Origin of the sequence: Williamsia deligens, from assembly GCF_024171765.1 — a bacterium.
GTDB classification, from domain to species: domain Bacteria; phylum Actinomycetota; class Actinomycetes; order Mycobacteriales; family Mycobacteriaceae; genus Williamsia_A; species Williamsia_A deligens.
The window spans coordinates 852895-879846 of record NZ_JAMTCI010000001.1 but is presented as its reverse complement, the minus strand read 5'-3'; the positions used below and the strand labels follow the sequence as shown (position 1 = coordinate 879846).

Sequence of the window (26952 nt, the reverse complement as noted above, 5' to 3'; positions counted from 1 at the left end):
GGTGTGCGCGGTCGCTCAGTCGACCAGATACGGCGAGATCGTGCTGCGGTGTTCGGAGATGTGCAGCGTCGCACCCAGTGCCGGGAACGCCCGCTGTGCACAGTTGACACGCTCGCACACCCGGCAGCCCGCACCGATCGGCGTGACGTGGGCCTGCGGCCCGATCTCGAGGCCGTCGGCGTAGACGAGTCGACCGGCATGGCGCAGCTCGCAGCCCAGGCCGATCGCGAACGTCTTGCCCGGCTGGCCGAAGCGCGCCGCGCGGCGTTCGACGGTGCGTGCGACCCAGAGGTAGTCGCGTCCGTCGGGCATCTGCGCGATCTGCGTAAGGATCTTGCCCGGGGACGCGAACGTCTCGTAGACGTTCCACAGCGGGCAGGTGCCCCCCGACGAGGAGAAGTGGAAACCCGTGGCGGACTGTCGTTTCGACATGTTGCCGGCCCGGTCCACCCGGACGAACGAGAAGGGCACCCCGCGCAGGTCGGGACGCTGCAGCGTCGACAGGCGGTGGCAGATCGTCTCGTAGGACACCTGGAAGAACGCCGACAACCGTTCGATGTCGTAGCGGAAGTCCTCGGCGGCCCCGTGGAACTGGGCGTAGGGCAACACCATCGCCGCCGCGGCGTAGTTCGCCAGGCCGAGACGTGCGAGGCTGCGCGCCTCGTCGCTGGTGAAGTTGCCGTCGTCGGCGAGGCTGTCGAGCAGGTCGCCGAATTCGAGGTACGCCAGCTCGGTGGCGAGTTTGAACGTGCGTTGTCCGGCGGAGAGGTGGCGCGAGATCTCCAGCCGTCGCGACTCCGGGTCGTACCGGTGGAGCAGCGTGTCACCCATGTCGACACGACGGACGATCGAGATCCCGTGCACCTTCTCGAGGCGGTCGAAGATCTCGCGACGGACGTCACCGGAGTGCATCCGCATCCGCGTGGTCATGTCCTCGGCCGCGGTGTCCAGCTCGTGCAGGTAGTTGTGCCGCCGGTAGAAGTAGTCGCGCACCTCCTCGTGGGGTGCCGTGATGGATCCCCGCATCGAGCCGTCGCCGCGGTCGTCGGTGGCGGCGACGAGCTGATCGGTGGTCGTGCGGTAGCGACGGTGCAGGTTGACCAGGGCGCGTGCGACGTCGGGATGGGTGCGGACCATGTCCGCCGCGGCGAGCGCGGTGTCCGCGGCGGCCTCCACGTCGGGGTCCATGAGCACCTCCCGCACCTCCGCGACCAGCCGGACGTCGTCCTGCGAGTCGAAGAAGTCGGCGTCGAGGCCGAAGGCGTCGCTGATCTTCACCAGCACCGGGTCCGTCAGCGGCCGGGCGTCGTGCTCGATCTGGTTGAGATACGACGGGGAGATGCCGAGCGTCTGCGCGAGCGCCACCTGCGACAGGCCGCGGTCGGAGCGCAACTGCCGCACCCTCGATCCGACGTAGGTCCTGCTCACGACGGACAGGTTACGTCGACCCGGGGCGGGGACGACCGGGCCGAGTTGCCGCCGGTGCCCGCGTGGGTGTGACTGTCACCACTCGATGCCGCGGTCCGGGCCGTCCTCGGCCGTCGGTGGTGTCCGATACCGCGTCCACCCGGTGGGGCCGTCCGTCCGGCATCCTCGCAGTACGAGCGTACTTTTTGGGTCCCGTCGGGCCAGTTGTTCGCAGACCGATCTTCGCAGAGTTTGCAAAAGCCCTTGCAGATGTGGCGTTGCTTGGCATGCGCAAGGTGTGGACCAGCACGTTTGTGGTGTGGCACCCTCTGTGCAGGCGCCGCGGACCAGACGCCGGGCGATTGCGAAACCGATGACCGCCCGCCGGTCACGCAGAGGCGATCGGCCCGGTCGATCGCCACGGCAGGGACGCGGCCGCGCCTGTGGAGATGGAGCGCCGACCACATGGTCGAGCTCCGAGATACACCGACCGAGGTCGGGCACACGAAGGAAGTGGAGTGCAGATGAGCAACGTCGGCAAGCCGAGGACCGCAGCGGAGATCCAGCAGGACTGGGACACCAACCCCCGCTGGAAGAACGTCACGCGCGACTACACCGCCGAGCAGGTCGCCGAGCTGCAGGGCACCGTCGTCGAGGAGCACACCCTCGCCCGTCGCGGCGCGGAGGTCCTCTGGGAGGGCGTCACGCAGGGCGACGGCAGCTACATCAACGCGCTCGGTGCCCTCACCGGCAACCAGGCCGTGCAGCAGGTGCGCGCCGGCCTGAAGGCCGTGTACCTCTCCGGCTGGCAGGTCGCCGGTGACGCGAACCTGTCGGGCCACACCTACCCCGACCAGTCGCTGTACCCCGCGAACTCGGTCCCCAACGTCGTGCGTCGCATCAACAACGCACTGCTGCGCGCCGACGAGATCTCGCGCGTCGAGGGCGACACCTCGATCGACAACTGGCTCGTCCCGATCGTCGCCGACGGTGAGGCCGGCTTCGGTGGCGCGCTGAACGTCTACGAGCTCCAGAAGGCGATGATCGCCGCAGGTGCCGCCGGCACCCACTGGGAGGACCAGCTCGCGTCGGAGAAGAAGTGCGGCCACCTCGGTGGCAAGGTGCTCATCCCGACCCAGCAGCACGTCCGCACGCTGAACTCGGCCCGTCTGGCCGCCGACGTCGCCGGTGTCCCCACCGTTGTCATCGCGCGTACCGACGCCGAGGCCGCCACGCTGATCACCTCCGACGTCGACGACCGTGACAAGCAGTTCGTCACCGGTGAGCGCACCGCCGAGGGCTACTACCACGTGAAGAACGGCATCGAGCCCTGCATCGAGCGTGCGAAGTCCTACGCGCCCTACGCGGACCTGATCTGGATGGAGACCGGCACCCCCGATCTCGAGCTGGCGCGCAAGTTCGCCGAGGCCGTCAAGGCCGAGTACCCCGACCAGCTGCTGTCCTACAACTGCAGCCCGTCGTTCAACTGGAGCAAGCACCTCGACGACTCGACGATCGCGAAGTTCCAGAACGAGCTCGGCGCGATGGGCTTCACGTTCCAGTTCATCACCCTCGCCGGCTTCCACTCGCTGAACTACGGCATGTTCGATCTGGCCTACGGCTACGCCCGCAACCAGATGACCGCGTTCGTCGACCTGCAGAACCGCGAGTTCAAGGCCGCCGAGGAGCGTGGCTTCACCGCCGTCAAGCACCAGCGTGAGGTCGGCGCGGGCTACTTCGACTCGATCGCCACCACGGTCGACCCGACCAGCTCCACCACCGCCCTCAAGGGCTCGACCGAAGAGGGTCAGTTCCACTGATCCCAGCGTGACCTGAGACGGACCAGGGGTGGGTACGACACTCGTCGTGCCCACCCCGATCCGTACCGGGTGCAGATATGACAGTCTTGTGTCGCGACGTCAGGCGGCACGGGTAAACCACAGCAAGACAAGTAGTTTTCGAGGTCGAGGAGCCTTTCATGGCAAGCGAGAAGATTTCGCGGGTCGGCGTCATCGGTGCCGGCCAGATGGGCGCCGGTATCGCCGAGGTCTGCGCCCGTGCCCACACCGACGTGCTGGTCTACGAGTCCACCCGCGAACTGGCCGCCGCCGGCCGATCGCGCATCCTCCGGTCCCTCGACCGTGGTGTCAGCAGCGGCAAGCTGACCGAGCGTGAGCGCGAGCAGTCGTCGTGGCGACTGCGTTTCACCTCCGACCTCGGCGACTTCGCCGACCGTCAGATGGTGTGCGAGGCCGTCGTCGAGGACGAGGCCGTCAAGACCGCCATCTTCAAGGAACTCGACAAGGTCGTCACCGACCCGACCGCCGTGCTGGCGTCGAACACGTCGTCCATCCCGATCATGAAGCTCGGCATGGCCACGGCCAACGCCCACCGCGTGGTCGGCATGCACTTCTTCAACCCCGTGCCGGTGCTGCCGCTCGTCGAGCTCATCACCACCCTGATGACGTCGGCCGAGGTGACCGCCCGCGCCGAGCAGTTCGCCGCCGACGTGTTGGGCAAGCAGGTCGTGCGCTCCACCGACCGCTCCGGCTTCGTCGTCAACGCGCTGCTGGTACCGTACCTGCTGTCGGCCATCCGCATGGTGGAGAGCGGTTTCGCCACCGTCGAGGACATCGACAAGGCGATGGTGCTCGGCTGTGCGCACCCGATGGGTCCGCTCAAGCTCACCGACCTCGTCGGTCTCGACACCGTCAAGGCCATCGCGGACAAGATGTACGAGGAGTTCAAGGAGCCGCTATACTCGCCGCCGCCGCTGCTGCTGCGCATGGTCGAGGCGGGCCGGCTCGGCAAGAAGGCGGGCCACGGCTTCTACCCGTACGCCGACGCCGCCGCCACGGCGCGCTGACGCACGATGACCAGCGCGTCGGATTCGATCGAATACGGCTCATCGATCCTGGGGTACCCCCGGATCGGTGCACGCCGTGAGTTGAAGCGTGCGCTGGAGGACCACTGGCACCACGGGACGTCGCTCGCCGAGCTCGAGGCCATCGGTCGCGAACTCGGCGACGACATCTGGCGGGAGCTGGCGGCGACCGGCCTCGAGCAGGTGCCGGGCAACATCTTCTCGTTCTACGACCACGTCCTCGACGACGCCCTGCTGTTCGGCGCCGTGCCCGAACGCTTCCGGCCGCTGCAGGACTCGTTGGAGCCGTTGGAGTTCTACTTCGCGATGGCGCGCGGCAAGCCGGACTTCCCGCCGCTGGAGCTCATCAAGTACTTCAACACCAACTACCACTACCGCCAGCCCGAGATCAGCCCCGCGACGTCGTTCTCGCTGCACGGGGAGAGCCTCCTCGCCGAGCACGCCCGGGCGAAGGCCGGCGGCATCGAGCTGAGGCCGGTCGTGCACGGCCCGGTCAGCCTCCTGCTGCTGTCGAAGCCGGGTCCCGACGCGGACGAGGACTTCACCCCTCTCGACCGCGTCGACGACCTCGTCGAGGTCTACCTCGAGTTGCTCGCCGCGCTCTACAAGCAGGGCGCGAAGTGCGTTCAGCTCGACGAGCCGGCGTTCGCCACCGATCGCACCGTGCAGGAGCTCGAGATCCTGGCCCGCGTCTACGACCGCCTGTCGGGTGTGGCGTCGCGTCCGCGCCTGCTCGTCACCGGGCAGTACGGCGACCTCGGTCCCGCCCTGGCCGTGCTGGCCGCGACCAAGGTCGAGGCCATCGGTCTCGACCTGATCAGCGCTCCCATGAGCCCCGCCCAGCTCGGCGCGATCCCCGGCCTGAAGCGCAAGCGCCTCTACGCCGGGGTGATCGACGGCCGCAACGTCTGGAAGGCCGCCAAGGGCGGCAAGCTCGACTACCTGCTGGCCATCAAGAAGGTCATCCCCGACATCGTCGTCTCGACGTCGTGCTCCCTGATGCACGTGCCGGTCGACAAGCTCATCGAGCCCGACATCCCCGGTGACGTCGCCGACCGTCTCTCCTTCGCCAAGCAGAAGGTCGGCGAGGTGGTCGCGCTGGCCAAGGCCGTCACCAACGGCGCGCCCGAACACTGGTACACCCGTCCCACCAGCGTGCACTTCAAGCTCAAGCACGACGTGCGTCAGCGGGTCGCGGCAATCCGTCCCGACCAGCGCGAGCGCGCCCCCTACGAGGAGCGCAAGGTCGCCCAGCAGGAGGTCCTCGGTCTGCCGCCGGTGCCCACCTGCACCCTCGGTTCGTTCCCGCAGACCGCGGACCTGCGCAAGGCCCGCTACGACTACGGGCAGGGCCGGTTGTCCTGGGACGACTACGCCGGCCGCGTCCGCGACGAGATCAAGCGCGTGATCGAGCTCCAGGAGGACATCGGTCTCGACGTCCTGGTGCACGGTGAACCCGAGCGCAACGACATGATCCAGTACTTCGCGGAGCTGATGGACGGCTACGTGGCCACCCAGATGGGGTGGGTACAGGTCTACGGGTCGCGGTGTGTGCGGCCGCCGATCATGTACGGCGACATCAAGCGCTCCGGGCCGATGACCGTCGAGTGGATCCGGTACGCGCAGTCGCTCACCGACAAGCCGGTGAAGGCCATCCTCACCGGACCGGTCACGATGCTCGCCCGGTCGTTCGTGCGCCAGGACCAGCCTCTCTACGAATCGGCCGAGCAGCTGGCACTGGCCATCCGCGACGAGGTCGCCGACCTCGAACGTGCGGGCATCAAGATCATCCAGATCGACGAGCCGTCCATCCGCGAGCTGCTGCCGCTGCGCGAGCGCGGCCGCGAGGGCTACCTCGACTGGGCTGTGAACGCGTTCAAGCTCGCGGTCGGTGGCGCCAAGCCGGAGACGCAGATCCACACGCACCTCGGCTACTCGAGCAAGGCGCAGGTGGTGGAGGCGTTCGACGCGCTCGACGCCGACGTCACGTCGATCGTGGCCACACGGTCGATCGACTGGGTGCTGGACCAGATCGTCGAATCCGGCACGCCGATCCAGCGCGGCGTCGGGCCCGGTGTCTACGAGAGCCGCAGCGCGGCCATCCCCGACATCGACGAGATCGACGAGCGCATCCAGCGCGCCGTCCTCGCGATCGATCCGGAACGGCTGTGGGTCAACCCCGACGGTGGTCTCAAGACCCGCCACTACTGGCAGCTCGAGCCGTCCCTGCGCAACATGGTCGCCGCTGCGCGCCGTCAGCGTCGTCGCCTTCTCGCCGCAGCGGAGTCGTCACCCTCGTAGACAGGGACCTCACAGCGAGCGCGCAGCGTCCGTTGCACCGACGTCCGCACACTGGCGTCATGGTGATCCGTCGGGCCCTGGAGATGGTGCGCACAGCGCCCGCGTCGTGCGTATGGCTGGCCATGCTGTTCGTGACGACGATGCTGCAGCACACCGCGGAACCCGCTCGCGTCGCCGCGTGGCTCGCGAGTTCGTCGACCGACCTCGACAACCTCGTCCGCGACCCGGTCACCGTCCTCGCGGCGAGTCTCGCCTGGCTCGACGGCGCCTACTGGCTGCCCTACGTGGCGATGTTCGCGATCGTCGTCATGCCGATGGAACGCCGACTCGGGTTCCGGCGGTGGGCGGGGCTGGGCCTCGCCGGGCACGTGATCGGGACGGGTGTCAGCCAGGGGGCACTGTGGGTGGCGATCGCCCTGGGGGTCTCGTCGTCGACGCAGGTGTCCATGCGCGACATCGGTGTCAGCTACGCGGTGATGGCCTTCGTCGGCGGCGCGGCGTGTTTCGTGACGCGGGCACACCGGCGTCTGTTCGTGGCGACGGTGTGCTCGATCCTGGCCGTCGCGGTTGTCGTCGACCCCGGCGTGACGAACCTCGGTCACCTCACCGCGCTGGTCACCGGGTTGGTGGTCGGTCCGATCCTCGTGCGCGACGATCAGCTGGCGGCGAGCCGCTTCTTCTCCACCTCGATGTCGAAGTCAGGGTCGGGCCAGTCGAGGTCCATGGCGCTCAACGCGCCGATGAGGAGCTCGGTCACGGCGAGACGCGCGTACCACTTGTGGTCGGCGGGGACGACGTACCAGGGGGCCTCGTCGATGTCGGTGCGGTCGAGCACGGCCTGATACGCCGTGCGATACGACGACCAGAACTCCCGCTCGTCGACGTCCCCGGGGTTGTACTTCCAGTACTTGTCGGGTCGGTGGAGCCTGCGGGCCAGCCGATCCCGCTGTTCATCCCGCGAGATGTGGAGCATCACCTTGACGACGGTGGTGCCGGTGGCGACGAGCTCGCGCTCGAAGTCGACGATCGTGCCGTAGCGGGACTCCCACACATCCTGCGGCACGAGATCGTGGACACGGACGACGAGGACGTCCTCGTAGTGGGAGCGGTCGAAGACCCCGATCTGACCGGCCGCGGGGACCTTGTTCCGGATCCGCCACAGGAAGTGGTGGGCGAGTTCGGTGTCGGTGGGCTTGCCGAACGAGGAGTGGCTGACGCCCTGCGGGTCCACCATCCCCATCACGTGTCGGACGATCCCACCCTTGCCCGCGGTGTCCATCCCCTGCAGCACCAGCAACACCGAGCGCCGGTCGTCGATGCGGCCACCGGCGTACAACTTCTCCTGCAGGTCGGCGAGGATCTTGCCGCGGGCCTTGCGGATCGCCTTGCCCGCGGACTTGCCCCCGTCGAACCCCGGCGTGCCGCCCGGGTCGACGTCGTCGAGCGGTCCGATCGTCGACGCGCGCAGGATGTCGGCCGACAGCGGTGCGTCCGGGGTGCCCATCGGCTCACCCTACTGTCGTGACCGTCCCGCCGGGCCCGAACAGACCACCGCCCCCGAACGCCGCGCGGTGCGAGTCGGGGACGGTGCCGTCGTCGTTGGTGATGCCGAGAGCGGCACCGATCTCCGCGCTGACAAGGGTTGCGCCACTGCGTTTCCCGATCTCGGGGTCCCGCGCCAGCGCGTCGACGACGCGGCCCACGAACCCGGGGTCCTCGGCGCGGTCGATCGAGAACCCGGCGAACTCGGTCAGCCCGGACGCCACCAGCATGCGGGTGCGGATGAGCCCCAGCCACAGGCTGACGACGCTGACGCCGGTTCCCGAGAGCTCGACCGCCATGTCCGCCGCCATCTTGTCCAGCCCGGTCTTGCTCACCCCGTAGGCGACCGAGTGCAGATGGCCGCGGGAACCGAACGACGAGATGTGCACGACGAGACCGCGACCGGCGGGGACCATGATCCGCGCGGCGTGCACCGTGGCGACGTAGTGCGCGCGCAGGCCGACGCCGACGAGAGGGTCCCAGTCCGACACCGGTCGCTCCCAGAACGGCGCGGTGAAGCCGGCGAAGCCCTCGGGTGCCGCCCAGACCGCGTTGACGAGGAGGTCGAGACCGCCGCTCTCCGCGGCGATCCTGTCGAACAGGGCCGCCACCGCGTCGTCGTCGGTGTGGTCACACGAGACCGGGCGCGCATCCCCACCGTGCGCGGCGATCCGCGTGGCGAGACGACCGAGCCGGTCCTCCGGGGACGTCCCGCCCCGTCCGGTGAACCACACCGTCCACCCCGCCGCGGCCAGGGCTGTCACCACACCGCGCCCCACGCCGCCGGCACCGCCCGTGACCAGGGCGACCCGCCGATCGGGGGAGGTCACCCGTCAGCCCTCGAGGTCGTCGTCGGGGAGTTGCGCGAACGGCGGTGCGCCCGTGCCGGTCACGATGTGACCGCCGAACGCGTCCTGCGCCGACAGCGTTCCCTCGCCCACCCCGTATGGTGTCTCGATCCGGACGGGCGTGCCCTCGGCGACCGGGTCACCCTCGACGGCGGCGAGTCCGCGGATCCGGCCCTGCCACGTGAACCGTCCCGCGATCGGGTCGAAGTGGCCGACGAGCTGCACGCCGAGCTGCGCCGGTCCCCGGCCGTCCACGGTCACCGAGGCAGGACCGGTGTAGCCGCCGGGGTCGCTCATCAGCTCGGCACCGTCCCGGCGGCGTTCGGGAACTGGGGGAGGGGATGGTCCCGTCGTGCGAACTCCGCGGAGGAACCGCCGACCTCCACGATCCCGACGAACGCGGTCCACACCAGCATCGTCAACTGGTCGATGAGGTCGCTGCGGGCCACCCGTCGGTCCTGCATCCACCAGTGCGTGGCCAACTGCACGCCGCCGACGAGCGCGTAGGACCACGTCTGGAAGCCGTCGGTGTCGAGGCCGCGGTCACCGAGACGCTCGTGCATCGCGAACGCCACCACCTCGGCGATGAGCTTCTCGGAGTCGGCCAGGACGCTGGGGCTCGCCGACTTCGAACTCGTCACGAACTGGTAGATCTCCGGTTCGTCGGAGATCGTCCCCACGTACACCGAGATGACGGTCCGTGTGAGCGTGTACTCGTCGACGTCGTCGATGAGGGCCTCGGTGAGCCGGGGGAGCAGCGTGGTCTCGATGAACCGGATCATCGCCGCGGTGTTCAGGTCGTTCTTGTCGGTGAAATACCGGTAGAGGACGGTCTTGCTGACGCCCATGTACGCGGCGATCTCGTCCATGCCCACGTCGGCGCCGTGTTCGCGGACGGCCGCGAGGGTGCCGTCCACCAACTCCCCGCGCCGGGCCTCCTTGTGCCGCTGCCACCGCTGTTTGCGACCGTCGACGGCGGGCGCGCTGCCGGTGTCGGCCGTGGCCCGCAACGCCGCCTCGAGTCCCTTCGTCGCGGCGGCCGCCGCGGTGATCGCGGCACGGGCCGCCGCGGCGGTGGACTGACGGCTCGGCATCACCCCAGACTATCCGTCGTGGCGCCCGTCACCCGCGTCCGCCGGGGGAGACCGCGACACACGCGGTGAGGACCGTGCGTCCGATTCGGGTAAGACTGACCGGGTGAACGAGACGTCCCTGAAGGACAGGCAGCACCCGGCGCGGGGCACGACCACGGGGTCGAGCATCGCCGGGCTCGGCGGTGACCCGTCGGGTGACGCGCAGCGCCGCCGCGACCTGCGCAAGATGAAGGTCGTCGCGACCGGGTTCCTCGGGGCCGCGGCGCTGGTCTACCTATTCACCCGCTACGTCGAGGCGCGGGACGGCGCCGACGTGGCCGGCTGGGTCGGATACGTGCGCGCCGCGGCGGAGGCGGGCATGGTGGGCGCGCTCGCCGACTGGTTCGCCGTCACGGCGCTGTTCAAGCAGCCGCTGGGTCTCCCGATCCCGCACACCGCCCTGATCCGACGCAAGAAGGACCAGATCGGCGACCAGCTCGGTGGATTCATCGAGGAGAACTTCATGACGCCCTCGGTGATCGAGGGTCAGGTCGAGAAACTGCATCTGCCGCAACGCGTCTCGCGATGGTTGGCCGATCCCGCCAACGCCCCCCGGATCAGCGACGAGGCGTCCCGTGCGATCGGCCTCGCGGGCGAGATGCTCGCCGACGAGGACGTCGAGGCGTTCATCATCTCGGCCATGCGGTGGATGGCCGAGCCGCAGTGGGGGCCGCCCGCCGGTCGCGTGCTCGAGCAATTGATCGACGAGGAGCGGCTCGAACCGCTCATCCAGATGCTCTGCGAGCGCGCGCGTGTGTGGGCCGAGGACAGTCAACCGTTGATCGACCGCGTCATCGACAAGGACGGCCCCGCCTGGGCGCCGAAGTTCGTCAACCTCCTCGTCGGGGACCGCATCCACCGGGAACTCGTCGAGTACACCGCCAAGATCGCCTCCGATCCCGACCACGACATCCGTCGCGCCCTGCGCGAGCTCGCCGTCAACTTCGCGAACGACCTTCAGCACGACCCGGAGACGATCGCGAAGGTCGAGGAGATCAAGGACGAGTTCATCGGACGTGACGAGGTGGCCGGCGCCGCGTCGACCGCGTGGACGGCGGCGAAGGCCGTCCTCGAGCAGGCCCTCGACGACCCCGACAGCACCCTGCGGACGGCGTTGGCCGACGGCGTCATCCGCGTGGCGACCCGCATCAGCGCCGACGACGTGCTCCAGGACAAGATGAACTTCTGGACCGTGCGGGTCGCACGGCACGTGGCGCAGAACTACTCCGGCGAGATCATCTCGGTGATCACCGAGACCGTCCGTGGCTGGGACGCCGACGACACGAGCCGCAAGATCGAACTGCAGGTCGGCCGAGACCTGCAGTTCATCCGCATCAACGGCACGGTCGTCGGGTCGCTGGCCGGTCTGGCCATCTACACGGTCTCGGTGCTGTTGTTCAGCTGACCCGCCAGGCGGGCCAGGTCGTCGAAGAGCCGTCGACACAACGACTCCGGTGACTCCTCGTCGCCGACGACCCACCGGTCGAAGGCCGCCACGAACACCGTCACCCCGCTCTGGGCGGCCAGTTCGGCGTCGGTCGCACCGACCCCGCGGGCGACCAGCCGCGCAGCGATGAGCCGCGCCAGTCGCGCCAACTTGTCCCGCTCCCGTTCGCGCAGCTGCGGCGTGGCCTCGACGATCCCGGAGCGCAGCGCGGAGAACTCCCGCCGCTCGGGTGTGAATCTCGCGGCGCCGCCCTGGACCGCCGCCATCACGACGGCCATCGCGGGCGTGTCGGGCGGGAGGGCGTCGATGGGGTCGAGAAACGAGGTCTCGAACTCGTCGGCCCCCCAGAAGAGGGCCTCGCGCTTGTCGGAGAAGTACCGGACGCCTGACGCTCGGCGAACGGCCTGGTGATGTGACGTCGACAACGTGTTAGCTGAAGTGCTTGCATTTGCTAGCACCGCCTCCTACCGTGGGTCACGGAATCGAGAGGAGGAACCGATGGGTTCGGAGTCGCACGACCCCGACACGACGTCACCCGACGTCGATGCCGAGGAACTGGCCACCCGAGCGGTCGAGGGCGTCGTCAACGCCGCCCAGGACATCGGTTCTTTCATCCGGTCTCAGCGGGTCGCCGCCGAGGTCTCGCTCCGCCAGTTGGCGGAACGGGCCGGGGTGAGCAATCCGTACCTCAGTCAGGTCGAACGAGGGCTGCGCAAGCCCTCCGCCGACGTGCTGGCGCAGATCGCCAAGGGTCTGCGTGTGTCGGCCGAAGTGCTGTACGTGCGGGCCGGCATCCTCGAGGAACGAGCCGCGAGCCCCGTGCGTGACGCACTGCTGGCGGACTCGCAGATCACCGAGCGGCAGAAGCAGATGCTGCTCGAGATCTACGAGTCGTTCCGCAAGGAGAACGGGTCCGTCGAGACCACAGCATGACGTCAGCCGACCCGAGGGTCGGTACTCACGAGATCACAGCGAGGAGAACCATGAGCAAGAACGAGCGTGGCCTGGCCACACCGATCTACGCCGCCGTCGGTGCCGGTGACCTGGCACTGCAGCAGGTCAACGAGGTGCTGTCGCAGCTGCGGGAGCGCGCCGAGTCGGCCACCGAGACCGCCCAGGCCCGCGTCGAGGAGACCCGGGAGCGGATCGAGGGGACCCGGGAGCGCATCACGTCGCTGCCCGAGGACATCCCCTCCAACATCGAGGAGCTGCGTACGCGTTTCACCAGCGAGGAACTGCGCAAGGTCGCCGAGGCCTACATCGAGGTCGCGACCGGCATCTACAACTCGCTCGCCGAGCGCGGCGAGGAGACGGTGGAGCGCCTCCGCTCGCAGCCCGAGTTCCAGGAGAACGTCTCGAAGGTCGAGAAGGCCTACAACGACGCCGTCGACCTCACCGAGGACGCGCTCGGCACGGTCTCGTCGCAGACGCGCGCCGTCGGTGAGCGTGCCGCCAAGCTCGCGAACCTCGCGTCCGGCAAGGTGTCCGGCGCCGCCGGCACCGTCGAGGCGAAGGCTCGCGGGTCCAAGGACTCGCCCGCCGCCGTGCTCGATGAGCTGAAGGAGCCCGCGACCTCGGCCCCGGCCAAGAAGTCGCCCGCGAAGAAGACGACCGCGAAGAAGACGACGACGCCGGCCAAGAAGACCCCGGCGAAGAAGACCCCGGCCAAGAAGGCTCCGGCCAAGAAGACCGCGAACTGATCGCAGCTCGACCGATCCGACCGCGCCCCCGGCTTCTGCCGGGGGCGCGGTTCGTCGTCGTGGGGTGCCGTGCCCGGGTCTGATCTGCCCGACTCCGATTAGTCTGTCGCTCGTGAACGTCGTGTCATTCCTGGCCTACGGGCAGAACATCATCGTGCTCATCCTGACCATCGTCGGGGGTGCAGCCGCGGTGTTGGCCCTGGTGCACGCCGCCGTCCAGCGCCCCGACGCGTTCCCCGCCGTCGACCGCCAGTCCAAGGTGATCTGGGTGTCGCTCCTCGTCGTCGGCGCTCTGTTCATCTGGTTCTTCGGACTGCTGAGCCTGCTCGGGATCATCGGCATCGTGGCGGTGCTGATCTACCTCGTCGACGTCCGGCCCCGGGTCGACGGTATCCAGAACAAGCGGTGGTTCAAGAAGGTCTGACGACGTTCCCGCTGGTCTCGATGCCGCCAGGCATCGAGACAATGTTCGTTGTCTGATTACCTTGACAACGATCAGTGTCATGGTGCACGGTTGAGTGACAACGGTGCACGTCACAGCGGTGCGCCTCGCAGTCGAGGAGCACCCCATGACGCTCACCACGGAGCACGTCGGCAGTCGTCAGAAGCTGAACGATCGCCAGGACACCGCACGACGGTTGCTGGCCTCGTCCGCCCGCAAGTCCTACGACCCACTGATCGAGGTCGACTGGGACGCACCGGTCGACCACGAGAGCTTCTACGGCATGACCCCCGAGTGGTGCAGCCTCTACGGCACCGGGATGTGGGACCAGATGACGCAGGAGCAGCGCATCACCCTGACCGAGCACGAGGCCGCGAGCATCAGCGCCACCGGCATCTGGTTCGAGATCATCCTCATGCAGATGCTCATCCGTGACGCCTACAAGCAGGACCCCGCGTCGCCCCACTTCCAGTTCGCGCTGACAGAGATCGCCGACGAGTGCCGACACTCGACGATGTTCGCCAAGGCCGCCGAGCACTTCGGCATCCCCAACTACGAGCGTCCCCGGTGGATCAACTTCCTGAGCCGGCCGTTCAAGGCGCTCGCCTCGGGGTCGCTGGCCTTCGGTGGCACCCTGGCCGCCGAGGAGATCCTCGACATGATGCAGCGCGACTTCATGAAGGACCCGCGCGTGCAGCCGGTCACCCGGACGGTCAGCAAGATCCACGTGCTGGAGGAGGCCCGCCACATCCGTTTCGCTCGCGAGGAGACGAAGCGGATCGCCGCGACGATGACGCCGTTCCGCCGCGCCGTCACCCGGCTGAACCTGGCGATCATCGTGTACATGGTCGTGTACTGCCTGGTGAACCCGAAGGTGTACGAGGCCGCCGGTCTCGACCGCAAGCAGGCCGTGCGCGCGGCGCGGGCGAACACCCACTACAACGACCGCAAGCGCACCGGGTGCGCCAAGACCATCGAGTTCCTCGACGAGTGCGGCCTGATCGGTGGACCCGGGACGTATCTGTTGCGTCGCGGCGCGATCATGTGACCTGCCGCTCGCGCGGTCACGGTCATCGATCACGGGCACCGATAGACTCGCCCGGTGGCGGAGTACCGGATCAACGAACTCGCGGAGGTGTCGGGCGTCAGTGTCCGCAACATCCGCGTGTACCAGGACCGCGGACTCCTCCCGGCGCCCAAGATCAAAGGCCGCACCGGCTGGTACTCGACCGAACACCTCGTTCGTCTGAACCTCATCTCGCGTCTGCTGGAGCGTGGCTACACCTTCGCGACGATCAGCGAGCTGCTCCTCGCCGCGCACTACGGGATGAAGGTGGAGCACGTCCTGCACGGCGAGCCGCGGGGCGGCCGCTGGCGCACCTTCAAACGCGCGGCGACGATCACCCTGACCGAGCTGCGCAAGACGTTGGGCGCGGACGAGAAGACCATCGCCATGAGCCAGAAGCTGGGCCTGCTCGCCAAGGAGGGCGCCCAGTACGCGGTGAAGAGCCCGGAGCTGCTCGAGGGCGCGGAGGTGCTGGTCAAGGCGGGGATCGACCTGGAGCCGCTGCTGCGGAAGTGGGAGCGGATCCAGCACGACATCGAGGACATCGCCGACAACTTCGTCGCGATCATCACCGACAAGTACTTCGGCGACGACGGACGTCTGCTGGACATGGAGGAGACCGAGGTCGCCAAGGTCGCGCACCTCATCGGTGCGGTCCGTCCCATGGCGCACGAGATCGTGGACAGCCAGTTCCGTCGTGCACTCGACGCCAAGATCTCCTCGGCCATCGGCGAGGCCTCGGAGATCCTCGAGGCCGACACCACCCCCTGATCGACGGGGACGAGCAGAGAGCAGGTCGATGAAGCGTTCCACGCGTCATGCGGTCGAGGGCGTCGCGATCGGCGGGGGAGTCGCCGCGGCGGCGACCGGCGCTGCCGTCGGGACCATCCTCGCGGCGCTGCTGAAGGCGGCGTTCGACGCGCCCGCTCCCGTCGACGACGGGCCGGATCCCCTGCTGGCGACACCGACGGCGTCCCCGGAGATCCTCGCGGTGCGGTCCGCCGACGGGAACCCGATCCACGTCGAGGCCTACGGACCGCCCGACGCGGACCCGATGGTGTTCGCGCACGGGTGGACCTGTTCGACGCGCCACTGGTACGCGCAGATCAACGCCTTCTCGGCGGACCACCGCGTCATCGTCTACGACCAGCGGGGTCACGGGCGCACGCCGCTCGGGACGACGAAGCTCAGCACGTCTCTGCTCGGCGCCGACCTGCACGCGGTGCTGCAGGCCGCGACGGCCGGCGGTCGCCGCGCGCTCGTCGCCGGTCACAGCATGGGTGGGATGTCGGTCATGGCGTGGGCCAAGGACCACGGAGACGACGTCGACGACCTGGCGCGGGGTGTCGTGCTGACCTCGACCGCCGCGGTGGAGATCATCCAGAACCTTGCCGTGATCCCGGAGGGGCTGCCGCGCTACACCAAGCCGTTCGAGCGCGGCGTGAGCCGCCTGATCGCGACCGCCCCGGTCCCGCTGCCGCACACCGCGATGACGCCGCGGGTCGCCCAGTACATCGCGATGAACACCCAGGCCCGGCTGGCGCACGTCGAGTTCTGCGACCACATGATCAGCGAGTGCCCCGCGCGAGCGCGCGGCGGATGGGGTGTGGCGATGCTCGATCTCGACGTCTGGCAGGGCGTGGTCAACCTGACCGTCCCGACGGACGTGGTCGTCGGCACCGACGATCGGTTGACACCGCGGAAGCATTCCGACGCCATCGTCGCCCAGCTCGAGAAGCAGGGGGTGTTGCGGGAGTACCTGGTCCTGCCGCACATCGGTCACATGGCGAACATCGAGGACTCCGGGTCCTACAACCGTCTGCTGACCGACCTGCTCGACGCCACGAAGGACCGCGTCACCCGGCTCTGACCCGCGCGGACGGCTACTCCTCGGGGAAGCCGGCGAGGACGTCGCGGCTGCGCGACAGGCCGAGTCGCGTGGCACCGGCGGCGATGAGCGCGGCGGCCGCCTCGGCGGTGCGGATCCCGCCCGATGCCTTGATGCCGACCGACGGCGGCACCGCTGCCCGCATGAGCGTGACCGCCTCCACGCTCGCCCCGCCCGCCGGGTGGAAGCCCGTCGACGTCTTCACCAGGGAGGCCCCTGCGCGGGCCGCTCGCTCGGCGGTCGCGGTGACGGTGTCGGGACCGCCACCGGCGAGCAGCGCCGCGGACTCGATGATGACCTTGAGGACCACGTCCGCGCCGATCGCCTCGCGGACGGTCAGCACGTCGGCGAACACCTCGTCGTAGAGCCCGGCGACGGCCGCCCCGACGTCGATCACCATGTCGATCTCGCGGGCGCCGGTGTCGACGGCCATGCGTGCCTCGGCCGCCTTCACCAGCGAATGATGTTTGCCGGAGGGGAATCCCGCGACGACGCAGGACACCGCGGACCCGGTGTCGATCGGGAGCATCGACGGTGACAGGCACACCGCGTACACCCCGAGCTCGTTGGCCTCGGCGACGCAGGCGAGCGCGTCGTCGCGGCTCGCCTCGGGGGCGAGGAGTGTGTGGTCGACCATGGCGGCGACCCGGCGTCGGGTGAGCGTGGCAGTCACCCGACGAATATGTCACGCGGTCCCGGCCCGCCCGAGCGCGGCATCCGGGCTCGCCGGGCGCAGGAACACCGTCGCCACCGCGGAGACGACGCCGGTCGCCGCGAGGTAGGTCGCGGCGCGCCACGGGCTCCCGTCGCCGCTGTGGATGAGCGCGGTGAGGATCAGCGGCGTGAGCCCGGAGGCGTAGACGCCCGCGACGTTGTAGATGAACGAGATGCCCGTGTACCGGACCTGGGTCGGGTAGAGCAGCGCGTACAACGTGCCCTGCGCCCCGTAGAACCAGCCGTGCACGAACCCGAACACGATGATCAGGCCGACGGCGAACCACACGATGTCGGCGGTGCTGAACAGCGCGAAGACGGGGAACACGGCGCAGCCGTACAGCGCGACACCGGAGGCGAAGATCCACTTCGGGGAGATGCGGTCGGCCATGCGACCCGACAGGGGGATGACTGCGGCCATCACGGCACACGCCAGCGTCACCGCCCACAGGACCGGCACCTTCGCCATCCCCAGCGTGCCCGTGGCGTAGGTGATCGCGAAGACGCCCCAGGTGTTGAACGCGGCGCCCTCGGCCCACCGCGACAGCAGGCCGAGGAGCGTCGGCCGCCGCAGGCTGCGGTCGGAGAGCATCGTCGCGATGGGTGTGCGCACCGTGGCGACCGCCTGTTCGACGGCCCGGAACGACGGCGTCTCCTCGACCGCGAGCCGCACCACGAACCCGACGATCACCAGCACCAGGCTGACGCCGAAGGCGATGCGCCAGCCGTAGGCCAGGAACGCGGACTCGTCGAGGACGGTCTGCAGGATCGCGAACACCGCGGTGCCCAACCCGAGGCCCAGCGGCAGGCCGATCTGCGGGACGGAGCCGAAGAACCCGGTGCGCCCCCGCGGCCCGTGCTCGACGGCCATGAGCACCGCACCGGCCCACTCGCCGCCGAGCGCGAAGCCCTGCACGATCCGCAGGAGCAGCAGCAGGATCGGTGCCAACACCCCGACCTGCGCCGCGGTCGGCAGGACCGCCATCAGTGCCGTGGCCAGGCCCATCAGCAGCATCGTGATGGCGAGCGTCCTCTTCCGGCCGATGCGGTCGCCGATGTGGCCGAAGACGATCCCGCCGATCGGGCGGACGAGGAACCCGACCGCGAACGTCGCCAGCGACAGCATCGTGCCGACGTAGGAGTCGGTGTCGGGGAAGAAGAGTCGGTTGAAGACGAGTGACGCCGCAGTGGCGTAGAGGAAGAAGTCGTACCACTCGATGGTGGTGCCCAGCAGCGCCGAGGCGATCACCAGTCGGAGGTGACGGGTGGGCTCGGGCGGGGCGGCGTGGGCGGCGGGGACCTCGTCGACAGCGGACACGCGCGCCAACGTTATGGGCGGGGACGTGTCGCGGTCGAGGGTCAGGATCGCGGTGGGTTCAACCCGCCGCGGGAACGGTCAGCGGCGGTGACGGACCGCCGGCACCTCGTAGAGCATCGAGCGCACCGCGGACAGGACGATCCCGACGACCACGGCGGTCGCGCTCGCGGCGAGGATCCAGTGGTCGGCGGGGAACGTGTAGCCGCCGACGTGGCTGTCCACCGCGGACGCCCCGAACAGCGTCACCACGAAGACGGCCACTGCGGCGTAGACGACCCCGGCATATCCGAGGATCGCCAGGGCGGTGGGGTTGTGGATGTCGTTCCTCATCGTGTGTCACCTCATGTGCAGCTGATCGGTGTCGGTCGAATCGGTCGATCGGAACGCCGAGCGTAACCCCTCCACCTGAATTGCACCTCAGAAACGCTCGCGGTTGCGCTCCTGCTCCAGGACGGCGTCGAGGTCCTTCAGGCGGTTCATCGTGGCCACCGAACGCGCGGTGCGGTGGTTGTGCCGCAACAGGTCCTCGTGTCGGTGGGTGAAGTACCAGTACCCCGCGGTGAACGGGCAGGCCTTCTCGCCGAGACGCTTCTTCGGGTCGAACTCGCAGTCGCCACAGTGGTCGGACATCGTGTTGATGTAGGCCCCGCCCGATGTGTACGGCTTGGTGGCCATCCGTCCGCCGTCGGCGTGCTGGCTCATCCCGATCACGTTGACCGGCATCACCCAGTCGAACCCGTCGACGAAGTTTGCGCGGAACCACTCGGTGAGCTCGGCGGGGTCGTAACCGCGCTGCAGTGCGTGGCTGCCGAGGATCATCAGCCGGGGGATGTGGTGCACCCAACCGCGATCGCGGACACCGGCCAACGCGTCCGACAGGCAGCGTGAGGTGACGGCGTCGGCGTCGAGGTCGGCGAACCAGTCGGGGATGCGGGCGTGTGCGTCGAGGGTGTTGTTCGAGGTGTAGTCGGCACCGAAGTGCCAGTACAGATGCCACACGAACTCGCGCCACCCGAGGATCTGCCGGATGAAACCCTCGGCGGCGGCGAGGTCGACCGATCCGTCGCGTGCTGCGGACTCCGCCGCGTGCACGACGTCGAGCGGATCGAGCAGCGACAGGTTCAGCGGTACCGACAGCAGCGAGTGCGACATGGTCCAGTCGGCGCCCATGATGGCGTCCTCCCACCGGCCGAACGTCGCGAGTCGGTGATCGATGAAGGTGCGCAACGCCTTCTGCGCCTCGTCGCCGGTCACGGCGAACTGCCGGGGACCGTCGACGCCTGAGAACGACACGTCGGGCCGATCGGCGACGAGGGCGTCGAGGTCGGCGCGGACCTCCTCGTCGATCTGGTCCTCCTCCGGCCACCACGGCGGGTCGACTCCAAGGGTCTTCTGCGTCTTGGGTGGACTGTCGCGGTTCTGCGCGTCGTAGTTCCACTTGCCGCCGGCCGGGGAGAGGCCGTCCATGAGGATGTCGAACCGGCGACGCTGGTCGCGGTAGAAGTTCTCCATCCGGAAGTTCTCGCCGTCGCCGGCCCAGGTGGTGAAGTCCTCGCGGGACAACGCGAAAGTCGGGTTCGGGAGGATCTCCGAGACCAGGCCCTCGTCGTGCAGCCTGTGGACGAACGCCGAGGCGGCGCGCGACGTCGGTTCGTGCACGACGACCGGACGGCCGAGTCCCTCGAGCGCGTCGCGGTACCCCTCGGCCTGCCAGAACTCCGCACGGTCACCGAGTTCGGCGGCGAGGTGCCGCATGCCCGAGAGCACCAGGTGGGCCTTCTGCCGGTGCCCACCGCGCCGCGCCAGGGCCGCCGTCGACTCGACGAGCAGCACCTGACGATCGGCGTGCTCCGGCGCGGAGTGGATGTGGGGTCCGAGCTGGTCGGCGAAGAGCCACAACGGATCCGGGGACTTCTTGCCCGCGGTCACAGGACGCTGCACGTGTTCTGTGACGACCCGGTGTCCTGCTGGGTCGAGCCGAGGGACTGCGCGTTCAGCGGGACGTCCGACCCGCGGACCGCGAAGTCGACGCCCTGGGAGGTGACGGTCAGCTTCTGGAACGTCAGGTCGTCGAAGAGCGGCGGGAACAGCGACTTCGTGACGCCGTCGACGATGGTCTGCGCGAACCCGGCGGGCACGCCGAACACCAGGGCGCTGGCCTTGACCACCTGGAAGGTCAACTTCCCGTCGGTCACGACCGGCTTGATCTCGGTGCTGACGGGGATCGGGAAGATCGCGACGGTGACCGTCGCGTCGATGCTCATCGTCCCCGACGCCTCGTTGCCGGTCACGCTGTTCACCGTGAAACCCCCGAACAGCCCGCCCAGCCCGGACGACTCGCCCGACTGACCCGTGCCCGACTGGTCCTGCGACTGGGACTGCTGCGCACCCTGCTTGCTCAGCTCGACGATCCGCGTGAACGGGACCGAGCCGGTGGCGTCCAGGGAACCCAGCGTCGAGCCGTCGGACCGGGCGGTGATGTTGTCGGCCCGGCCGTGCAGCTCGATGGCCTGCCCGTTGTCGCCGTTGGCGTCGATCTGCACGTACGGCACCTCTTTGGTGACGTACTGCAGCAGCATCGGCTTCTTGCTCAGCGACACTGTCGCCGACGAGCCCGTCGCGGTGGTGAAGGACTGCTCGAGGCAGTCCTTCGTCGCGTTCCGCAGATACAGCTCACTGCCGACACCGGCGATCACCAGCACCAAGAGGACGACGAGGACGCTCACGCCCGCGATCACGCCCCTGCGCCGCCGAGGTCGGCGTGCCTGCGTCGCCGGGTCGGCCGCAGGCTGGGTGTACTGCGGGTCGACCTGCGGCTGGGCGCCGGAGTAGGGGTCGGAGCCGGACTCGAACGGCCGGGTCTGCGACCACGCCTGCGGCGGGGGCTGCTGCTGGGGGATGCGTTCGGTGCCGGGGTCGGACCGTGCTCCCTGCTGAGATGGTTCATCGCGTTCGGTCATCGTGGTCGATTGTGCCCGGTGGCCGGGCCGGGCAGTTGTGACTTGATTGAGGGTTCGGTGAGGAAACCGCGATCCGCAGCTGCTGATCGACAGGCGGCCGGTCTACAGGCGGGCGTTGTCCAGGACGGCGATGTCGCGGCGGGCCCTGGTGACCGGTCCGGTGTCGACGTCGTGGACGTCGAGGTGGACGCCGTCGCCGTATTCGGCCAGGACTCGTCCATAGGGGTCGGCGACGATCGAGTGCCCGATGCCCGTCGGTGCGGTGGCGTCGGCGACGGCGGGATCGGTCGGCAGCGGTTGTCCGACACCGATCACGACGGTGGAGCTGTCGAGGGCGCGGGCGCGGGTGAGCACCTGCCACTGCTCGATCTTGCCGGGCCCCGACCCCCAGGAGGTCGGCACCACGATCACCTCGGCGCCCCGGCGGGCGAGGGTGGTGAAGAGTCCGGGGAAGCGGATGTCGTAGCAGGTGGCGAGCCCGACAGTGACGCCCTCGACGGTGATGGTGACCGGGGTGGTGCCCGGGGCGACGGTGTCGGACTCGCGGAACCCGTAGGCGTCGTACAGGTGGATCTTGTCGTAGCGGGTCACGGTGCCATCGGGGCCTGCCGCGACGAGCGTGTTGACCACCCGGCGGCGGCCCTCGTGCTCGTCGCCGGGGGTGAACATCCCCGCCACGACGGTGACCTCGTTCGCGACGGCGGCGTCGCGGACGCCGGCACCCCACGGGCCGTCGAGGGGCTCTGCGACCGGTCCCAGCGGGACGCCGAACCGGCACATCATCGCCTCGGGGAACACCACCAGATCGGCCCCGCGCCCGGCGGCCTCGGCGGTCCGCGCACGCACCGTCTCGAGGTTGGCCTCGGGATCGGTACCGGCCGCCACCTGCGCCATCGCCACTCGCATGGGCCCCAGTCTAGTGAGACGGCCCGGTGAGACCGCCTTCTGAGTCGGCCCGGCGAGACGGCCTAGCGACCGGCCGGCGCCACCACCGACCACGGGACGGTCAGGGTGTTGTCGTGCTCACGGCGCCGTGGGCGTTCGCAGGGCACCCCGTTCTGCGCCAGGGCATCCCGTGCCCGCGCCCAGCGGAACCGCGGGCCGTACGGCGCGTAGGCGGCCGCCGCGTCCCAGCACCGGTCGGCGGCGACGAGCAGGTCCCCGATGCCGGTGCCCGCCACGTTGCGGTGGATCAGGGCCTTGGGCAGTCGTTCGGCGACGTCGGACGGGCGCTCGCTGTGGGCAGGATCCCAGGCCAGGGTGAGGGTCCGGGGCGCCTCGGCGTCGAGGACCACCCACGCGCAGCGTCGGCCGATCTCGTCGCAGGTGCCCTCGACGATCTGGCCGCCCGGTGCGAGTGCGGCCTGCATCCGCGCCCAGGCCGGCCAGACCTGGTCCTCGTCGTACTGGCGCAGCACGTTGAACGCGCGCACGAGGTGGGGCGACAGGCCGGCGAGCTCGAACCCGCCGCGGGCGAAGCGGACGCCGTCGCGGTCGTCGACGACGCGATCGGGGTCGATCTCCAGGCCGACCGTCGCGACGTGGGGGACGACGTCCCGCAGACGTCGGTGCAGGTCGACTGCGGTGTCCGGGCGGTCGCCGTAGCCGAGGTCGACGACGAGGGGTGAGGACGCCGCCCGGAGTCGATCGACGATCTCGGGGCGCGCGGCGATCCATCGGTCGATGCGACGCAACCGGCCGACGTTTGTCGTGCCGCGGGTGATGTGGCCGTCGGCGGCGCGTCCGGCACGGTCCACCACAGCAGCGATCTCCCGGGTGGGGATCAGCGGTTGGCGGCGATCCAGTCGGCCGTGAACTCGGCCTCGCCGCGGAACAGGTCGACGAGGTTCACCAGGATCAGCTGCTCGAGTTTGCCGTTGACGAACGGCACGTACACCTTGACCTCGGTGGTGCGCCGCAACGTGGAGCCGGTCTCGGTGGGGAAGAGCTCCTGCACCCCGGTGAGGCTGCCCGGACCTGCGGGGATGCCCGCGGTGTAGGTGCCCTCGGTCTTCTCCGGGTGGTACGGGCCGAGCTTCTCGGTCCGGGTGATGACCATGTCCTTCTTGATCACCGCACTCGCGATCGAGGGCAGGTCCGAGCGGGGCAGCGTCTGCACGAGGACGATGTCGATCCCGTTCTCGTCGACGACGAACTTGTCGACGTCGGACTGCGGGGTGAGCTTGCGGAACTCGACCATCTGATCGTCCCAGAACTGTCGGGAGGACAGAGCGGAGTAGACGGTCTCGGTCGGGTGCTCGAACCGAGCCGAGTAGCTGAGTCGGCGCGCCATGGCGCTCACGCTACCCGGGGGGTGCTCAGTGCTTCTCGGCGTCCCACGCAACGGTGAAGTCACGCTCGGCGTCGAACAGGGTCAGCATGTTCTGGCTGATCATCTTCTCGATCTTGCCGCCGACCAACGGGATTCGGACAGTGACCGAACCGGAGAAGTCCGCGACGGTCGCGCCGGCCTCCTCGCGCAGCGAGAACGTGCCCTCGGTGGTGGCCGGTGTACCCGGGACCGTCGCGCTGAAACGGCCGTCGGCCGAGGTCGGCGAGGTGAACGTCCAGGTCATCGACCGTTCGATGGACAGGTCGCCGTTGACCATCGACGTGACCACCGACGGCAGCTTGTCCGAGGGGATCCGCTGCGTCAGTTCGACGGCCACCGTGTCGCCGTCGACCGTCACCGACCGCACCTCGCCGGGTGACTTCTTCACGCTCTGGGCGAGGGCCTCCCAGTACGCGCGGTCGCTCACGGCCGCGCGGACCCGGTCGATACCCAGCGGATAGGTCACCGGATGCTGCAGCTTCGTCGCCATGGTCTGCAGACGTTACCGTTGGCCCATGTCCGGGGTGTCGCTGTCGTCGCTCACGACGATGCGCGTCGGCGGTCCGGCCCGCGCTCTCGTGACGCCGGCGTCGGCCGAGGACCTCGTGGCCGCCGTCTCCCGCCTCGACGCCGCGGGGGAACCCGTGTTCATCATCGGCGGTGGGTCCAACCTGCTCGTCGGCGACGACGGTGTCGACGCGACGGTCGTGAAGGTCACCCACGCCGACGTCGCCGTCGAGCCGCTGACCGACGGCGGCGTGCGGATGACGGCCGGCGCGGGCGCCGACTGGGACGCGATCGTCGCCGACTCGGTCGCGCGCGGGCTCGGCGGGCTCGAATGCCTCTCGGGCATACCGGGATCGGTGGGGGCGACGCCGGTGCAGAACGTGGGCGCCTACGGCGTCGAGGTCGCCGACGTGCTCGACGGGGTCGAACTGTTCGACCGCACCGACGGGACCCGGACCTGGGTGGCACCGGCCGCGTTGGGCCTCGGCTACCGGACCAGCGCGCTCAAGCACCGCGACGAGCGGATCGTGCTCAGCGTCGCGTTCCGGCTCACCGACGACGGCGTGAGCGCACCCGTCCGGTACCGGGAGCTGGCCACGGCGCTCGGCGTCGCGATGGGCGATCGCGCGCCGGTCGCCGACGTCCGTGCCGCCGTCCTCGCCCTGCGGGCGGGCAAGGGGATGGTCCTCGACGCCGACGATCCCGACACCTGGAGCTCGGGGTCCTTCTTCACCAACCCGGTCGTGACCGAGGACGCCCTGCCGGCGATCGAGGCAGCGGTGCGTGCCCGTACCGGGTCGACGGACATGCCGCGGTTCCCCGCCGAGGGTGGCGTGAAGCTGTCGGCGGGATGGTTGATCGAGCGCGCCGGCTTCACCCGCGGCTTCCCCGACGCCCAGGCGCCCGCCCGCCTGTCGACGAAGCACACGTTGGCACTCACCAACCGCGGGACGGCCACCTCGCAGGACATCGTCGCGCTCGCGCGGCGGGTTCGTGACGGCGTGTACGACGCGTTCGGGGTGTCCCTGCACCCCGAGCCCGTCCTCGTCGGGTGCTCGTTGGACATCTGACCTGTGTGAATCGTGTCTCGAACGGGCCCGCGACCTGCGGGTTCGTCGGGATCGCCTGCGGTACCCGGTATCCTCGGCGGACATGACTGCCGTCTCCCGTGCCCAGATGACCAGGCGCGGTGCACTCGCCGCGCTCGCCGTCGGCGCCGCGGGTGTCGCCGCCGCCGCGTGTTCCACCGGCGACAAGGGCTCGACCACCGGCGCTGCGGCGTCGAAGAGCGCCGAGCCGACCGCGACACTCACCTTCACCCCCGCGCTCGACGCCAAGGATGCGCCCAGCCCGACGGCGACCTTCTCCGTCAAGGTCGACAAGGGCCAGCTGAACCCCGACGTCAAGCTCTCCAACGCACGCGGGACCGTCGTGCAGGGCGCGTTGTCGCAGGACCGGACGACGTTCACCGTCACCGAACCCCTCGGGTACGGCGGCAGCTACACGTGGTCCGGGTCGGCGATCGGCGAAGACCGCAAGACCATCCCGGTGCAGGGGTCGTTCACCACCCTGAACCCGCAGGAACAGATCAACGTCGTCATCAACGTGGCCGACGGCCAGGAGGTCGGCATCGCCGCGCCCCTGATCCTCAAGTTCGACTCCACGGTCACCGACAAGAAGGCCGTGGAGAAGGCGCTCACGGTCACGACCAAGCCGGAGACCGAGGGCAGCTGGGCATGGCTCCCCGAGGACAACGGATCGCGGGCGCACTGGCGGTCGAAGGAGTACTTCGCGCCCGGCACCACGGTCTCGATGGTCGGCAAGCTCTACGGCCTCGACCACGGCGACGGCGCTTACGGCGCCGCCGACGTCACCTCGAACTTCACCATCGGGCGGTCGCAGATCGTCAAGGCCGACGCCACCTCGTTCAAGATCGACGTCGTGCGCGACGGTGCCGTGCTGATGACCCTGCCGTGCAGCTACGGCAGCGGTGACCTCGACCGCAACGTCACGCGGTCGGGCATCCACGTGGTCAGCGAGAAGCACGAGGACTTCTACATGTCGAACCCGGCCGCCGGGTACTTCAACGTGCGCGAGCGGTTCGCGGTGCGCATCTCCAACAACGGCGAGTTCATCCACGCCAACCCCGAGACCACCGGGGTGCAGGGGTCGTCGAACGTCACCAACGGCTGCATCAACCTGTCGCTCGACAACGCGCAGCAGTACTTCAACGTCGCCATCTACGGCGACCCCGTCGAGGTCACCAACACGCGGATCCCGTTGTCCGCGGCGGACGGTGACATCTACGACTGGACCTTCAGCTGGGACGACTGGAAGTCGATGTCGGCGCTGCAGGGCGAGGTCACCCAGTCCTCGGCGCCGGCCACCCCCTCGGGCGCCCCGCAGTTGTCGGGGATCTCCACGACTGCCCCGCAGCCGGCGACGCAGGGCCGGACGGGCTGA

27 protein-coding genes and 1 pseudogene are annotated in these 26952 nt (G+C 69.2%); 13 read left to right on the top strand and 15 right to left on the bottom strand.

Annotated elements, in window-relative coordinates; translation table 11 throughout:
• Positions 1–15 precede the first annotated feature (15 nt).
• Positions 16–1428: an acetate metabolism transcriptional regulator RamB gene (ramB, locus tag LX14_RS04120; RefSeq protein WP_253645996.1), complete on the bottom strand. Its 1413-nt coding sequence runs from the start codon at positions 1426–1428 to the stop codon at positions 16–18.
• A 503-nt stretch (positions 1429–1931) separates the two neighbouring features.
• Here ramB and aceA point away from each other — a divergent pair.
• From aceA to LX14_RS20855, 4 genes and pseudogenes are all read left to right on the top strand, one after another.
• A complete protein-coding gene (gene aceA, locus LX14_RS04115; protein WP_253645995.1) occupies positions 1932–3227 on the top strand; it encodes an isocitrate lyase in 1296 nt (431 codons plus the stop codon).
• A 158-nt stretch (positions 3228–3385) separates the two neighbouring features.
• Positions 3386–4273 carry a 3-hydroxybutyryl-CoA dehydrogenase gene (locus LX14_RS04110; RefSeq protein WP_253645994.1) on the top strand — a complete coding sequence of 296 codons (888 nt, stop codon included), beginning with the start codon at positions 3386–3388 and terminating at the stop codon, positions 4271–4273.
• A gap of 6 nt (positions 4274–4279) precedes the next feature.
• Entirely contained in the window at positions 4280–6592 is a 2313-nt protein-coding gene (metE, locus tag LX14_RS04105) for a 5-methyltetrahydropteroyltriglutamate--homocysteine S-methyltransferase (RefSeq protein WP_253645993.1), read from the top strand.
• A 59-nt stretch (positions 6593–6651) separates the two neighbouring features.
• A pseudogene (locus tag LX14_RS20855) lies at positions 6652–7224 on the top strand (rhomboid-like protein); the annotation flags it as partial.
• A 23-nt stretch (positions 7225–7247) separates the two neighbouring features.
• Here LX14_RS20855 and LX14_RS04100 read toward each other — a convergent pair.
• The 4 genes from LX14_RS04100 to LX14_RS04085 are packed head-to-tail and all read right to left on the bottom strand — an operon-like array spanning position 7248 to position 10076.
• Entirely contained in the window at positions 7248–8096 is an 849-nt protein-coding gene (locus LX14_RS04100; protein ID WP_253645992.1) for a polyphosphate kinase 2 family protein, read from the bottom strand.
• Positions 8097–8100: 4 nt separating this feature from the next.
• Positions 8101–8964: an SDR family NAD(P)-dependent oxidoreductase gene (locus LX14_RS04095; protein WP_253645991.1), complete on the bottom strand. Its 864-nt coding sequence runs from the start codon at positions 8962–8964 to the stop codon at positions 8101–8103.
• A gap of 3 nt (positions 8965–8967) precedes the next feature.
• On the bottom strand, positions 8968–9279 hold the full coding sequence (locus LX14_RS04090) for a DUF4873 domain-containing protein (protein ID WP_253645990.1): 312 nt from the start codon (positions 9277–9279) through the stop codon (positions 8968–8970).
• Positions 9279–10076, bottom strand: coding sequence for a TetR/AcrR family transcriptional regulator (locus tag LX14_RS04085; RefSeq protein WP_253645989.1), 798 nt, complete (start codon positions 10074–10076; stop codon positions 9279–9281). The genes LX14_RS04090 and LX14_RS04085 overlap by 1 nt, the downstream gene beginning before the upstream one ends.
• A 226-nt stretch (positions 10077–10302) precedes the next feature.
• Here LX14_RS04085 and LX14_RS04080 point away from each other — a divergent pair, with 226 nt between their 5' ends.
• Positions 10303–11520: a DUF445 domain-containing protein gene (locus LX14_RS04080; protein WP_253647879.1), complete on the top strand. Its 1218-nt coding sequence runs from the start codon at positions 10303–10305 to the stop codon at positions 11518–11520.
• Here LX14_RS04080 and LX14_RS04075 read toward each other — a convergent pair.
• Positions 11490–11987, bottom strand: a complete 498-nt coding sequence (locus tag LX14_RS04075) for an acyl-CoA-like ligand-binding transcription factor (protein WP_253645988.1) — start codon at positions 11985–11987, stop codon at positions 11490–11492. The two genes, LX14_RS04080 and LX14_RS04075, sit on opposite strands and share 31 nt — an antisense overlap.
• 73 nt (positions 11988–12060) lie before the next feature.
• Between LX14_RS04075 and LX14_RS04070 the strand changes: the two genes are divergently transcribed.
• The 6 genes from LX14_RS04070 (at position 12061) to LX14_RS04045 (ending at position 16640) form a co-directional block, all read left to right on the top strand.
• On the top strand, positions 12061–12495 hold the full coding sequence (locus LX14_RS04070) for a helix-turn-helix domain-containing protein (RefSeq protein WP_253645987.1): 435 nt from the start codon (positions 12061–12063) through the stop codon (positions 12493–12495).
• A gap of 50 nt (positions 12496–12545) precedes the next feature.
• Entirely contained in the window at positions 12546–13262 is a 717-nt protein-coding gene (locus LX14_RS04065; protein WP_253645986.1) for a heparin-binding hemagglutinin, read from the top strand.
• Positions 13263–13374: 112 nt separating this feature from the next.
• Positions 13375–13686, top strand: a complete 312-nt coding sequence (locus LX14_RS04060; protein ID WP_253645985.1) for a DUF2516 family protein — start codon at positions 13375–13377, stop codon at positions 13684–13686.
• 145 nt (positions 13687–13831) lie between these two features.
• Positions 13832–14752: an AurF N-oxygenase family protein gene (locus tag LX14_RS04055; RefSeq protein ID WP_253645984.1), complete on the top strand. Its 921-nt coding sequence runs from the start codon at positions 13832–13834 to the stop codon at positions 14750–14752.
• 54 nt (positions 14753–14806) lie between these two features.
• On the top strand, positions 14807–15541 hold the full coding sequence (locus LX14_RS04050) for a MerR family transcriptional regulator (protein WP_253645983.1): 735 nt from the start codon (positions 14807–14809) through the stop codon (positions 15539–15541).
• Positions 15542–15569: 28 nt separating this feature from the next.
• On the top strand, positions 15570–16640 hold the full coding sequence (locus tag LX14_RS04045; RefSeq protein WP_253645982.1) for an alpha/beta fold hydrolase: 1071 nt from the start codon (positions 15570–15572) through the stop codon (positions 16638–16640).
• 13 nt (positions 16641–16653) lie between these two features.
• On the opposite strand, the gene deoC is transcribed toward LX14_RS04045, so the two are convergent.
• The 9 genes from deoC to LX14_RS04000 all read right to left on the bottom strand — a co-directional run bounded on the left by deoC (position 16654) and on the right by LX14_RS04000 (position 24472).
• Entirely contained in the window at positions 16654–17295 is a 642-nt protein-coding gene (gene deoC / locus LX14_RS04040) for a deoxyribose-phosphate aldolase (protein WP_253647878.1), read from the bottom strand.
• A gap of 48 nt (positions 17296–17343) precedes the next feature.
• A complete protein-coding gene (locus LX14_RS04035) occupies positions 17344–18690 on the bottom strand; it encodes an MFS transporter (protein WP_253645981.1) in 1347 nt (448 codons plus the stop codon).
• Between the two features lie 78 nt (positions 18691–18768).
• A complete protein-coding gene (locus LX14_RS04030) occupies positions 18769–19020 on the bottom strand; it encodes a hypothetical protein (protein WP_253645980.1) in 252 nt (83 codons plus the stop codon).
• Between the two features lie 87 nt (positions 19021–19107).
• Positions 19108–20631, bottom strand: coding sequence for a cryptochrome/photolyase family protein (locus tag LX14_RS04025; protein ID WP_253645979.1), 1524 nt, complete (start codon positions 20629–20631; stop codon positions 19108–19110).
• Positions 20616–21650: an LmeA family phospholipid-binding protein gene (locus tag LX14_RS04020; RefSeq protein ID WP_253645978.1), complete on the bottom strand. Its 1035-nt coding sequence runs from the start codon at positions 21648–21650 to the stop codon at positions 20616–20618. Before LX14_RS04020 ends, LX14_RS04025 begins: the two co-directional genes overlap by 16 nt.
• Positions 21651–21752: 102 nt before the next feature.
• Entirely contained in the window at positions 21753–22556 is an 804-nt protein-coding gene (locus tag LX14_RS04015; protein WP_253645977.1) for a carbon-nitrogen hydrolase family protein, read from the bottom strand.
• 62 nt (positions 22557–22618) lie between these two features.
• Positions 22619–23407 carry a class I SAM-dependent methyltransferase gene (locus LX14_RS04010; RefSeq protein WP_253647877.1) on the bottom strand — a complete coding sequence of 263 codons (789 nt, stop codon included), beginning with the start codon at positions 23405–23407 and terminating at the stop codon, positions 22619–22621.
• A 26-nt stretch (positions 23408–23433) separates the two neighbouring features.
• The gene (locus LX14_RS04005) at positions 23434–23943 is read right to left on the bottom strand and encodes a DUF2505 domain-containing protein (RefSeq protein WP_253645976.1); all 510 of its coding nucleotides are present in this window, start codon (positions 23941–23943) and stop codon (positions 23434–23436) included.
• 25 nt (positions 23944–23968) lie between these two features.
• Positions 23969–24472 (bottom strand): DUF2505 domain-containing protein, encoded by a 504-nt coding sequence (locus LX14_RS04000; RefSeq protein ID WP_253645975.1) that lies wholly within the window; start codon positions 24470–24472, stop codon positions 23969–23971.
• Between the two features lie 25 nt (positions 24473–24497).
• Between LX14_RS04000 and LX14_RS03995 the strand changes: the two genes are divergently transcribed.
• Both LX14_RS03995 and LX14_RS03990 read left to right on the top strand, forming a co-directional pair.
• Complete coding sequence (locus LX14_RS03995) at positions 24498–25559, top strand: UDP-N-acetylmuramate dehydrogenase (protein ID WP_253645974.1); 1062 nt, start codon at positions 24498–24500, stop codon at positions 25557–25559.
• A gap of 82 nt (positions 25560–25641) precedes the next feature.
• A complete protein-coding gene (locus LX14_RS03990) occupies positions 25642–26952 on the top strand; it encodes a L,D-transpeptidase (protein ID WP_253645973.1) in 1311 nt (436 codons plus the stop codon).